Here is a 12,282-nt window from a genome sequence, read left to right on the forward strand (position 1 = left end):
TTCTTCTTCCAATATAGGCTTCTGGCGAGCTGTCTCATGGCGGCCCTGTGCCCCACGCTTGCCCCGGCCAGATCCGCGCAATCCGCGCAAATCCGTGGCCAAAGAACCTCCGTCCCGTCCGAAGCCCAGACGTCAGGCGTTCGGAGCGAGGAGCGTGAGCAGGGCGCGGGCGGCGTGGAGGCGTTCTTCGGGGGTGGGGAGTTCCAGGGTCAGGCGCAGGGTGTCGGGGCCATCCATGCGGTAGTGCTTGGGCTGGCCCTGGACCAGGCGGATGATCGCCATCGGGTCGACCGAGGGTTTCTCTACGAACTTCACGCGGCCGCCGCTGGCGCCGAGGTCGATCTTGGCGATGCCCAGCGCCGTGGCCTGCAGCTTCAGTTCGGCGGTCGCGAACAGCAGCTTGGCGGGGTCGGGCAGCAGGCCGAAGCGGTCGATCATCTCCACCTGCAGTTCGCGCAGGGCCTCGGCGTCGCGCGCGGAGCTGATGCGCTTGTACAGGGTCAGGCGCGTGTGCACGTCGGGCAGGTAGTCCTCGGGGATCAGCGCCGGGGCGTGCAGTTCGACCTCGGCGCCGCGCGAGGCGGTGCCGTCGACGTCGGGCAGCTCGCCGCGCTTGATGCTGCGCACCGCGCGCTCCAGCAGCTCGGTGTAGAGGCTGAAGCCGACCTGGGCCATCTGCCCGCTCTGGTCTTCGCCCAGCAGTTCGCCGGCGCCGCGGATTTCGAGGTCGTGGGTGGCCAGGGTGAAGCCGGCGCCGAGCTCGTCCATGGATGCGATGGCGTCCAGGCGCTTCCTCGCATCGGCGGTGATCGAGCGCTTGTCGGGCACCACCAGGTAGGCGTAGGCGCGGTGGTGGCTGCGGCCGACGCGGCCGCGCAGCTGGTGCAGCTGGGCCAGGCCGAACCTGTCGGCGCGGTTGATGATGATGGTGTTGGCGTTGGGGATGTCGATGCCGGATTCAATGATGGTCGAGGCCAGCAGCACGTTGAAGCGCTGCTTCTGGAAGTCGAGCATCACCCGCTCCAGCTCGCGCTCGGGCATCTGGCCGTGGGCGACGCCGATGCGGGCCTCGGGCACCAGCTCCTGCAGCTGGCGCTGCATGCGGCCGATCGACTCGACGTCGTTGTGCAGGAAGAACAGCTGGCCGCCGCGGGCGAGCTCGCGGTCGAAGGCCTCGCGCAGCTGGGCGTCGTCCCAGGGCACGACGAAGGTCTGCACCGCCAGGCGGTTCGCCGGGGCGGTGGCGATGATCGACAGGTCGCGCAGGCCGGCCATGGCCATGTTGAGCGTGCGCGGGATCGGGGTGGCGGTCAGCGTGAGCAGGTGCACGTTGGCGCGTAGCGCCTTCAGCGCTTCCTTCTGGCGCACGCCGAAGCGCTGCTCCTCGTCCACGATCACCAGACCCAGATCCTTGAAGCGCACGTCCTTCTGCAGCAGGCGGTGGGTGCCGACGATGACATCGATCGTGCCCTCGGCGACCTTGTCCAGTTCGGCCTTGATTTCCTTCGTCGACTTGAAGCGCGACAGCACCTCGACCCGGATCGGCCAGTCGGCGAAGCGGTCGCGGAAGTTGGCGTAGTGCTGCTCGGCCAGCAGGGTGGTCGGCACCAGCACCGCGACCTGCTTGCCGGCTGCGGCTGCGGCGAAGGCCGCGCGCACCGCGACCTCGGTCTTGCCGAAGCCGACGTCGCCGCAGACCACGCGGTCCATCGGCTGCGAGGACTGCAGGTCGCGCAGCACGGCCTCGATGGCGGCGTGCTGGTCGGGCGTTTCCTCGAAGGGGAAGGTGGCGGCGAAGGGCTCGTACATGCCGCGGTCGACGTCGATCGCCAGGCCCGCGCGTGCCTGACGCTTGGCCTGGATCTCCAGCAGCTCGGCGGCGACGTCGCGCACCTTCTCCGCGGCCTTGCGCTTGGCCTTGGTCCACTGCTCGCCGCCCAGCGAATGCAGCGGCGCGGTTTCCGGCGAGGCGCCGGAGTAGCGGCTGATCAGGTGCAGCTGCGCCACGGGCACGTAGAGGCGGTCGCCCTTGGCGTACTCGATCTCGAGGTATTCGGCGGGCATGCCGCCGGCTTCGAGCGTCACCAGGCCGCGGTAGCGGCCGACGCCGTGGTCCTCGTGCACGATCGGCGAGCCTTCGGACAGTTCGCCGAGGTCGCGGATGATGGCTTCCGGTTCGCGGCCGGCGCGCTTGCGGCGGCGCGGCGCGGCGGCGCGCTCGGGGAACAGCTGGCGCTCGGTGAGCACCACCAGCGGTTCGCCGGCGGCGATCCCGGCGTCGAGCGCGAAGCCGTCTTCCAGCGGCGCGACCGAGATCGCGAAGCGCGCGTCGCCGGCGGCGAAGCTGCGGAAGTCCGGCAGCACCTGCGGGCGCAGCGCGGCGGCGTCGAGCACTTCAAGCAGGGCTTCGCGACGGCCGGCGGTGTCGGCGGAGACCAGCACGCGGCCCGGGTAGCTGCCCAGGAAGTCCTTCAGCGGGACCGCGGTGGCGTCGTGGCGGGCGGACACCGGCAGTTCGGGCGCGGGCTGTTCGCCCAGGCGCGCGGCTTCGGCGTGGCGCGGGTGGCCTTCGCTCGCGACCTCGATCCGCGGTGCCTCGTTGAAACGCGCACGCAGTTCGTCGGGCGCCAGCCACAGCGCGTCGGGCGAAAGCACCGGATGCTCGATGTCGTGCCGGCGCTGCTCATGGCGCTGCCCGGCCTGGGCCCAGAAGTGGTCGGCCGCCGCCGGCGCGCCGTCGTCGACCAGCGGCAGGGCGTCGTCGCCGAGGTAGTCGAACAGGGTCGCGGTGGCGTCGCCTTCGAAGAACAGCGGCAGGTAGTACTCGATGCCCGCGGGCGCGGCGCCGGCCTTCAGGTCCTGGAACAGCGCGCTGCGCCGGCTGTCGATGTCGAAGCGCTCGCGCAGGGCGTCGAGCGCGCGGCCGCGCGAGGTCTCGTCCAGCGGCACCTCGCGCCCGGGCATCAGCTGCACGGCCTCGACCCGGTCCAGCGAGCGCTGGCTCTCCGGGTCGAAGGCGCGGATGGTGTCGATCTCGTCGTCGAGCAGTTCGACCCGGAACGGCGCGGCCTCGCCCATCGGGTAAACGTCGAGCAGGGCGCCGCGCACGGCGAAGTCGCCGGGGTCGTAGACCTGGGGCACGTTGCGGTAACCGGCGGCCTGCAGGCGGCGCTTCTCGGCGTCCAGATCCAGGCGCTGGCCCACCCGCAGGTCGAAGCTGTTGCCGACCACGTAGGACAGCGGCGGCAGGCGCTGCATCAGGGTCTGCACCGGCACCACCAGCACGCCGCGCTTCATCGAAGGCAGCCGGCGCAGGGTCGCCAGGCGCTGGGAGACGATGTCCGGGTGCGGGCTGAAGCGGTCGTAGGGCAGGGTTTCCCAGTCGGGGAAGGCCAGCACCGGCAGCGCGGGATCGGTGCCGACCAGCGTCTGCAGGTCAGCCTCGAGCTGGGTGGCGGCGTGGTTGTCGCGGGCGACGGCCAGCAGCACGCCGTCGTGGGCGCGCGCGGCCGCGGCCACGAACCAGGCCAGGGCCGAGCGCGAGGCGGGTGCCCGCCACCAGGCGCGCGGACGGCCGGGTGCGGGCAAGGGCGGGGCGGGGATCGACAGCGGGGCGGGCGTTGCGGCGTGTGGCTTGGTCATCGGCTCGGAAAACAGCGGCAGCGCCGGAGCGGTCGGGCCGCCAGCGCAGGGGGGCGCAGTTTAACCGTTGCCGTCTTCGATGCCGGCCGACGGGGTGGCTTCGGCCAGCGGCAGCCGCATGCGCGTGAAGCCCGGGTCGGCGCCCTCGACCTGGGCGAAGCCCATCGACAGCGCCAGCTCCACCAGCGGGCCGTTGTCCTCGGGCACGTCGCCCTGCAGGGCGTCCAGGCGCTTGCCGCGGGCCCAGCGCGCCAGCCGGCGGATCAGGTGGCGGCCCAGGCCCATGCCGGCGACGTTGCGGCCGACGAGGATGCTGAAGGCCGCCTCGCGGCTGCCCGGAACCACGGCGGCCCGGGCCAGGCCCAGGATCATGGCCTCGCCCGGCGCGAGCTGCTGCTCGGTCACCACCAGAGTGAACTCGTTGCGGACATCGGGCTGGGCCAGCCGGCGCGAGAGGTCCACGCCCATCGCGTCGAGGCCACCGAGCAGGTGGCTGCGGACATCGTCGGGCTCCAGCAGGTCGAAGCTGGCGCGCAGCACCGGCGCATCCTCGGGGCGGATGGGACGGATCAGGACGTCGTGGCCGTTGCGGAGGTGGATTTCCTCATGCCACGGGGGAAGGCGGTTTCTGGCGACCATGGGCCGGATGCTGGCACGGTCGAGGTGAAGCCTGCCTCTACACGCCGCCCGCGCCCGGCTCAGGGTGGGCTGCGCAGCCAATGCAGGCGCGCTCCGGCGCCGCGTTCGCCCAACGCGCCGGCCAGCGCGGTGAGCGCGGGCTGCAGGACCGCATCCAGCTGCCAGGGCGGGTTGACCACAAGCAGGCCGCTGCCGTTCATGCGCAGCGGGGAGTCGTCAGGGCGAACCATCAGTTCGGCCAGCAGCGCCGACTTCGCCGGCAGGTCGGCGGCACGGCGCTGGAAGGGCCCCAGCGAACGCCGCAGCTTGATCGGGTACCAGAGCGCGAACACGCCCTGCGGGAAGCGGCGCAGGCCGTCGCGGATCGCCGCCAGGGCATCGTCGAACTCCGCCAGCTGGGTTTCGTAGGGCGGGTCGATCAGCACCAGGCCGCGGCCGACGCGGGCCTCGCCGTCGCGCGGCGGCAGCAGGGCGCGCATGGCGGCGTAGCCGTCGCCGGCCTGCACGCGCAGGCGGCGTTCCCCGCTGAAGGTCGCTTGCAGCGCCTTGGCCTCCTCCGGCTGCACCTCGCAGCAGGCGATGCGGTCGATGTCGCGCAGCGCGTGCGCCAGCAGCCAGGGCGAGCCGGGGTAGGCGTCGGCGCCGTGCTGCTTCCGGCAGGCGGCGACGGCCTCCAGGTAACGCCGCAGCAGCGGCTCGCGCGGGGACTCGGCGATCAGCCGCGCGATGCCGTCGTCGGCCTCGCCGGTGCGCTGTGCGCTGGCGCCGGACAGGTGGTACAGGCCGCGCCCGGCGTGGGTGTCGAGCGCGAACAGCGGCGCGGGCTTGGCCACCAGCGCATCGCACAGCGCGAGCAGGACGACGTGCTTGAGGACGTCGGCGTGGTTGCCGGCGTGGAAGGCATGGCGGTAGTTCATCGCTGCAGGATACCGGCCCGCCGCCGCGCGCGGCGGCTATGCTGCGCGCCATGACCGATCCCGCCACGCCCGCGCCATCCACCGTGCTCCTGGTCGAGGACGACCCGGCGATCGCCCAGGCGGTGTTGTACGCGCTGCGAGCCGAGGGCTTCGCGGTCGAGCACCGGATGCTGGGCGGCGACGTGGCAGCGCGGGTACGCGCCGGCGGCGTCGACCTGGTGCTGCTCGACGTCGGCCTGCCCGACATCGGCGGCTTCGAGGTCTGCCGCCAGCTGCGCGGCTTCAGCGCGCTGCCGGTGGTGTTCCTGACCGCGCGCGGCGACGAGTTCGACCGCGTGCTGGGCCTGGAGCTGGGCGCCGACGACTACATCGCCAAGCCGTTCTCGCCGCGCGAGCTGGTCGCGCGGGTGCGCGCGCGGCTGCGCCGGCATCCGGCGGCCGAGGCCGCGGGGCCGCGCCGGCAGGGGCGCTTCGAGCACGACGCCGACGCGCGCAGGCTCCGCTTCGATGGCCGCCTGCTCGACCTCACCCGCCACGAGTACGCCCTGCTGGCCGAACTGCTGCGCCGCCCGGGCGCCATCCTCGGCCGCGCGCAGCTGCTCGACCGCGCCTGGGCCGATGCCCCGGAAAGCGGCGAGCGCACCGTCGACACCCACGTGAAGACGCTGCGCGCCAAGCTGCGCCAGGTCGATCCCGGAGCCGACCCGATCCGCACCCACCGCGGCATCGGCTATTCGCTGGACGTGGACTGAGGCCATGCGCATCGGGCTGCGCATCCTGCTGGGCTACTTCCTGATCGTGGCGCTGGCGGCGCTGCTGCTGGGCCAGGTCTTCCTGCGCGAGGTGAAGCCGGGCGTGCGCCAGGCGATGGAGGACACCCTGGTCGACACCGCCAACGTGCTGGCCGAGCTCGCCACCGACGACTTCCTGGCTGGACGCATGGACGACGGTGCCTTCGCCACCCGGGTGCGTGCGCTCGCCGGGCGCGACATCGGCGCCGGCATCTGGGGCTTCGAGAAGCGCGAAGCCAGCTACCGCGTCACCGTGACCGACGACCGCGGCATCGTGGTCTTCGATTCGGCCGGCCGCGACCTCGGCGCCGACTACTCGCGCTGGAACGACGTGCACCTGACCCTGCGCGGGCGCTACGGCGCGCGCTCGACCCGCACCGATCCCGACGACGACACCAGCTCGGTGATGCACGTCGCCGCGCCCATCCACGACGGCGCGCGCATCGCCGGCGTGCTCACCGTGTCCAAGCCGAACCGGGCGATGGCGCCGTTCATCGCGCGCAGCGAGGGCGTGATCCTGCGCTGGGGGCTGGTCCTGCTGGGCGCGGCGCTGCTGGTGGGGCTGGTGGCCGCGTGGTGGCTGTCGCGCGAGCTCGGCGGGCTGCGTCGCTATGCCGATGCGGTCACCGCCGGCGAACGCGCGCTGCCGCCGGACGCCGCGGGCGAGTTCGGCGACCTCGGTCGCGCGCTGGAGACCATGCGCGAGCGTCTCGAGGATCGCCGCTACGTCGAACGCTATGTGCACACGCTTACCCATGAGCTGAAGTCGCCGCTGGCGGCGATCCGCGGTTCGGCCGAGCTGCTGGAATCACCGCTGCCCGACGCCGACCACCGGCGCTTCGCCGCCAACATCGGCGCGCAGAGCGAGCGCATGGCGGCGATGATCGACAAGCTGCTGGCGCTGGCCGCGGTCGAGCACCGGCAGCGGATCGAGAGTCCAGCGCCGGTCGATCTGACCGCGGTCGCGCGCGACGTGGCCGAGGCGGTCGCCCCGCGATTGCGCGCGGCCGGCGTGGCACTGTCGCTGGAGGCCGACGAACCGCTGCCGGCACCGGCGGGCGACGCATTCCTGCTGCGCCAGGCGCTGGAGAACCTGGTCGACAACGCGATCGCGTTCTCGCCGCGCGGCGGCACGGTGTCGGTGGCAATGCGCGCGCGCGGCGACGGCGTCGGCATCGAGGTCGCCGACGAAGGGCCAGGCGTTCCGGGTTACGCGCTCGACCAGGTGTTCGAACGCTTCTATTCGCTGCCGCGCCCCGGCGACGCCGGTCGCAGCAGCGGCATCGGCCTGACCTTCGTCGCCGAGGTCGCGCAGCTGCACGGCGGTCGCGCCTGGCTGCGCAACCGTGACGGCGGCGGCGCCCTGGCCGGGATCGAGCTGCCCGCGGCCTGACGCGCTGTTGGTGATTGGGGCAGCTCTGTTGTCGTGACTGGAGCAGCTCCGTTGGGTCTGGGGCGACTCCGTTGGAGTTCGCGCTGCCCGTCCCGTACACAGGGGGTGTGCTCCCCCGGCCGCCTCCGCGTCCAGCTACGGAAGCCGGCCGCCGGCCATCCATGGCCGGCTGTCCGCACACCCCCTGTGCACGGGACGGGCTGTGGCGTTCGTCGGCTTCGGGTCGAAGAGCAGAAGCCAAAAGCCAAAAGCGAAGAGCCAAGAGCCAAGAGCCGGCGTACGGGAAACGTTGTTTCTCTTCGGCTGGCGCAGAACGTTCCGCTCGCGGGGCTCTTGTCTGCCAGATCGCGAAAACAGTCGGGCCCGCCGTGGAGGCAGGGGGGATGCCCAGAGCCGGCCATGGATGGCCGGCGGCCGGATTTGGTAGCTGGATGCGGACTCTATCCGGCTGGGCATCCCCCCTGCCTCCACGGTGGGCTGCGAGGACTCTCCCTGCCGCGACTTCACATTCACCTCACCCTCGCCCCGCGCTGCGCACACGCGGCGGCCGCAGCCTGTCCGCGGTTTTCCATGGGAGTGCGGACATGCGTTTGTGGGTGAAGATCCTGATGGTGGCGGCGATGACGATCGCGATCCTGGTGCCCTTGTCGATGGTGCGGGGCGTGATCCAGGAGCGCCAGGAGCGGCGGGCGGAGGCGGTGGCGAACATCGCCGCCAGCTATGGCGGGCGCCAGGTGGTGGCGGGGCCGGTGCTGGTGGTGCCCTATTCGGAAGAAGTGCGCGAGCAGTCGGCCGATGCCGCCGGCATCATGCGCACCACGGTGCGGCGGCGGACGCGGCACTGGACCTTTTTCCCCGAGACCCTGGTGGTCGACGGCGCACTGGCGCCCGACGTCCGCAAGCGCGGACTGCACGAGGTCCGGGTCTACCAGTGGCAGGGCACGGTGCAGGCGCGCTTCGACGCGCAGTTGCCCGACGATGCGCCCGAGGGCGCGGATCGCCGCATCGGAGAGCCGTGGCTGGCCTTCGGCATCGCCGACGTGCGCGGCCTGCGCGAACTGCCACGGCTGCAGATCGGCGGCCGCGTGCAGGCGCTGGCGCAGGGCATCGGCCACGAGGAGGGGCCGGGCGTGCACGCGCGCCTGAAGGCGCCGGTGGCGGGTGCGAGGCTGGCCTTCGACAGCCGGCTCGACCTCGAGCTGCGCGGCACGGAATCCTTCGCGATGATGCCGCTGGCGCGCGACAACGACCTGCGCCTGCGCTCCAGTTGGCCGCATCCGCGCTTCGAGGGCCTGTCGCCGGTGCACGACCTCGACGCGGCGGGCTTCAACGCGAACTGGAAGGTGGCTTCGCTGGCGACCGAGGCCCAGGGCCGCTACCGCCGCAAGGCCTCGCTGGCCGGCGGGGGCATGGGCTGGAGCGCCGATCCCGATGCCGCCGGCGTGACCCTGGTCGATCCCGTCAACGCCTACCTGCAGGCCGAGCGCGCGACCAAGTACGGCCTGCTGTTCGTGCTCCTGAGCTTCGTGGCCTTCTTCATGTTCGAGCTGATACGCCAGCAGCCGATCCACCCGATCCAGTACGGCCTGGTGGGGCTGGCGATCGCGATCTTCTTCCTGCTGCTGGTCAGCCTGGGCGAGCACATCCCGTTCGGCTTCGCCTACCTGTCGGCGGCGCTGGCCTGCATCGGTCTGATCGGCTTCTACCTGTCGGCGGTGCTCGGCGGCGTGGCGCGTGGTGCGGGCTTCGCGGCGATGCTGGCGACGCTGTACGCCGCGCTCTACGGCCTGCTGGTGTCCGAGGACAATGCCCTGGTGCTCGGTGCCGGCCTGCTGTTCGTGGTGCTCGCGGCGATCATGGTGGTCACCCGCAGGGTCGACTGGTACCGCGTCGGCGCGGCGATGCCGGCCATGGGTCGCTGAGTCGTGGCCCGGTCAGTACAGGCCGCTCAGGACAGGCCGGGGATATGCGAACCCAGCCACAGCGTGCCGCCGCCGAGGATGCCGCCGATCGCGGTGGCGGCGAGCACGTCGCTGGGGTAGTGCAGGCCCAGCACCACGCGCGACAGCGCTACCATGGCGGTGAAGGGCAGCAGCAGCCAGGCCAGCTGCGGGTAGTACGCCAGCGCCACCACGGTGAACGATACCGCGTGCAGGGTGTGGCCCGAGGGGAAGCTGAACTCGTCCAGCGGCGCGATCCAGGCGCGGATGCGCACGTCCGCGGCATAGGGCCGCGGGCGTCGCGTCCAGCGCTTGAGCGCCTTGTACAGCAGCAGCGCGATGGCGCCTGTGGCGGCCATGTGCGCGGAGGCGCGCAGGCCGTCGAAGCCGTCGAACAGCACCATCGCCGCCATCAGCGCGTACCAGGCGACGCCGTCGCCGAGGCGGCTGGTCGCGGCGAAGATGCGCAGCACGCCGCTGCGCGCGCACCAGTCGTTGGTGCGCAGGCAGAGGAAGCGGTCGGCGGCGGCGTGGCGGCGCTCAGGCGAGGGCAGCGTGGACATCGGCATGGCTCCTGCGGTGGGCGGCGATGCCCTTGAGGATGGCGTCGAAGTCGGCGGCGACCTGCGCCGGGCGCAGCGGCAGCACCGATGCGCGGGCGTTGGCGCCCATGCCGCGGCGGGAGCGGTCTTCCAGCGACAGGCGGCAGGCGGCATCGATGAAGGCGGCCTCGTCGTGCGGCGCGATCGCGGCGCCGTGCTGGCCGTGGCGCAGGTGCTCGGCGGCGGCGCCGTAGCGGTAGGCGACGGTGGCCACGCCGCTGGCCATGGCCTCGATGGTGACGTTGCCGAAGGTTTCCGACAGGCTCGGGAACAGGAACAGGTCGGCGCTGGCGAAGTGGCGCGCGAGCGCTTCGCCGCGCTGCAGGCCGCAGTAGACGAAATCGGGGTTGGCGTCGCGGATCGCCGCCAGCTCGGGACCTTCGCCGACCCAGACGAAGCGCGCGTCGGGACGCAGCTCCTGCAGGGCGCGGAAGGCGCGGATGGCGAGGTCGAGGTTCTTCTCCGCGGCGACGCGGCCGACGTAGGTCACCGCCAGCGCGCCCGGCGCGAGGCCCCAGCGGGCGCGCAGCGCCTCGTCGCGGTGGGCGGGGTCGAATCGCGCGGTGTCGACCGCGCGCGGCAGGTGGACGACGGCGCCGAAGCCGAGGCCTTCGAGCTCGGCCTGCAGTTCCCGCGTCGGCACCAGGGTGGCGGAGGCGGCGTTGTGGAAGCGCCGCATCCAGGCCAGGGCGACCGGCTCCATGAACGGCAGGCCGTAGTCGCGCATGTAGTGGTCGAAGCGGGTGTGGAAACCGGAGGCGACCGGGATGCCGAGTGCCTTCGCGGCGCGCATCGCCGACCAGCCCAGCGGACCTTCGGTGGCGATGTAGACCGCGTCGGGGCGCTGCCGGCGCCAGCGGCGGCGCAGCCGCCCGGCGGCAGGCAGGCCGAAGCGCAGGCCTGCATAGAAGGGCAGGCGGATGCCGGCGGCGAGCATCTCGCCGTCATTGGGGCGTTCGCCGCGGTGCTTGCGGGGCCGTACCACGTCGACCTCGTGGCCGCGCGCGCGGAGCCCGCGTTCCAGCTCCTGCACGGTGAGCGCAACGCCGTTGACTTCCGGCGGATAGGTCTCGGTGACGATGGCGTAGCGCATGCAGGGCTCCGGTTTGATCGAAGCCTGACGATGCGCGGTGTCGCGCCTGTTGCGGTTCCTTTACCGCCGTGTGACGCCGCTACCAGTGCAGCTGGACGCGCGCCTCGACGATCGAGGGATCGTCGTGCAGCACTTCGCCGCTGCCGGGGCCGGCGCGCCGGCTGGCGACGTCGACGTAGTTCAGCATCAGCTTGGCGTTCTCGCGCCAGTACCAGTTCACGCCCAGCGTCCAGGCCTGCATGCGGCCGCCGCGCACGGCGCCGTCGTCGAGGTCGAGCAGGTCGTAGCGAAGGCCGAACTGCCACAGGCCGGCGCCGTCGACCGTGGTGCGCGGCAGGCCGCCGCGGTAGCCCCAGCCTTCGCTGCCGGGCGCCCAGAGGAGGCTGGCGTAGCCGCCGTCGACGTCGTAACCGCCAGCGCCGATGCGGTCGGCGCTGGCCAGGTAGTACTCGCCCTGCAGCTTCAGCGGGCCCTGGATCCACATCGCCTCCAGGCCGGTGGTGGCCAGGCGGTCGACGTCGGCCAGCGCGCCGCTGTCGACCAGGCGCACGGCCGCCATGTCGGCGTTGGGCCGGGCGCGCAGGCGCAGCTGGTCGGCGCGGGTGTCGCGGTCGACGTGGCTCAGGCCCAGGTGCAGCAGCCGGCCCTCGTCGCGCAGCGGCACCCACCAGGCGCGCGCGCCGTAGCCCGCGCCGCCGGCGTCATTGTCCAGGTTGTGTCCGAACCAGCCCACGGTGGCGCCGTGGCCGCCGGCGTCGTAGGCCCAGGAGGCGCCCAGGCGGCGGCCGGTGGCGAAGACGCCGGTGGCGGCGGCCTTGGCGATGAAGTCGTTGTTGCGGGTGGAGGACAGCTCTTCGAGGCTGTTGGGCTGCTTGGCCTGGCCGAGCAGGAAGGTGTGCTTCGGCGCGCCGTCGCCGCCGAAGCTCCACGACAGGTTGTTGTCCAGCCAGGCCTCGCCGTGGGCGTCGTAGCCCAGGGTCCAGGCGAAGCCGCCGGGGCCGCTGCCCTTCAGCACCAGTTCGAGGCGGCGGACGCCGGTCGCGCGATCGCGGCCGTCGTCGCGGCCGTCGAGGTCGCTGCGGTCGTTGTCGAAGCGGTAGCCGTCGACCTGGAACAGACCCTCGAAGGCGATGTCCGATCCCGCCACCGTGCCCAAGGGGATTTCGGCGTGGGCGGGGGTGGAGCAGGCGGCGGCGAGCGCGAGGGAGAGCGTCAGGCGTTTCATCGGGGTACCGGGGGCGCACGGAACGTGCAGCCGCGGATTT

General features: G+C 72.5%; 9 protein-coding genes. 3 read left to right on the plus strand and 6 right to left on the minus strand.

Features of this window, described 5'->3' with window-relative positions; translation table 11 throughout:
* Positions 1-132 precede the first annotated feature (132 nt).
* From mfd to E2170_RS04125, 3 genes are read right to left on the minus strand one after another with little or no spacing between them, the layout of a single operon-like run.
* Complete coding sequence (mfd, locus tag E2170_RS04115) at positions 133-3,642, minus strand: transcription-repair coupling factor (RefSeq protein WP_132999347.1); 3,510 nt, start codon at positions 3,640-3,642, stop codon at positions 133-135.
* 60 nt (positions 3,643-3,702) lie between these two features.
* A complete protein-coding gene (locus tag E2170_RS04120) occupies positions 3,703-4,281 on the minus strand; it encodes a GNAT family N-acetyltransferase (RefSeq protein ID WP_132999348.1) in 579 nt (192 codons plus the stop codon).
* Between the two features lie 59 nt (positions 4,282-4,340).
* Complete coding sequence (locus tag E2170_RS04125; RefSeq protein WP_132999349.1) at positions 4,341-5,198, minus strand: 23S rRNA (adenine(2030)-N(6))-methyltransferase RlmJ; 858 nt, start codon at positions 5,196-5,198, stop codon at positions 4,341-4,343.
* Positions 5,199-5,236: 38 nt separating this feature from the next.
* Here E2170_RS04125 and creB point away from each other — a divergent pair, with 38 nt between their 5' ends.
* From creB to creD, 3 genes are all read left to right on the plus strand, one after another.
* Positions 5,237-5,950: a two-component system response regulator CreB gene (gene creB / locus E2170_RS04130; RefSeq protein WP_132999350.1), complete on the plus strand. Its 714-nt coding sequence runs from the start codon at positions 5,237-5,239 to the stop codon at positions 5,948-5,950.
* 4 nt (positions 5,951-5,954) lie between these two features.
* The gene (creC, locus tag E2170_RS04135; protein ID WP_132999351.1) at positions 5,955-7,382 is read left to right on the plus strand and encodes a two-component system sensor histidine kinase CreC; all 1,428 of its coding nucleotides are present in this window, start codon (positions 5,955-5,957) and stop codon (positions 7,380-7,382) included.
* A gap of 584 nt (positions 7,383-7,966) precedes the next feature.
* On the plus strand, positions 7,967-9,304 hold the full coding sequence (creD, locus tag E2170_RS04140) for a cell envelope integrity protein CreD (RefSeq protein ID WP_132999352.1): 1,338 nt from the start codon (positions 7,967-7,969) through the stop codon (positions 9,302-9,304).
* Between the two features lie 26 nt (positions 9,305-9,330).
* On the opposite strand, the gene E2170_RS04145 is transcribed toward creD, so the two are convergent.
* The 3 genes from E2170_RS04145 to E2170_RS04155 form a co-directional block, all read right to left on the minus strand.
* A complete protein-coding gene (locus tag E2170_RS04145; protein WP_132999353.1) occupies positions 9,331-9,885 on the minus strand; it encodes a phosphatase PAP2 family protein in 555 nt (184 codons plus the stop codon).
* Positions 9,863-11,017: a glycosyltransferase family 4 protein gene (locus E2170_RS04150; protein WP_132999354.1), complete on the minus strand. Its 1,155-nt coding sequence runs from the start codon at positions 11,015-11,017 to the stop codon at positions 9,863-9,865. The genes E2170_RS04145 and E2170_RS04150 overlap by 23 nt, the downstream gene beginning before the upstream one ends.
* A gap of 79 nt (positions 11,018-11,096) precedes the next feature.
* Positions 11,097-12,242, minus strand: coding sequence for an OprO/OprP family phosphate-selective porin (locus tag E2170_RS04155; RefSeq protein WP_132999355.1), 1,146 nt, complete (start codon positions 12,240-12,242; stop codon positions 11,097-11,099).
* Positions 12,243-12,282 lie beyond the last annotated feature (40 nt).

This window comes from Luteimonas arsenica, from assembly GCF_004352825.1.
Lineage (GTDB): Bacteria > Pseudomonadota > Gammaproteobacteria > Xanthomonadales > Xanthomonadaceae > Luteimonas > Luteimonas arsenica.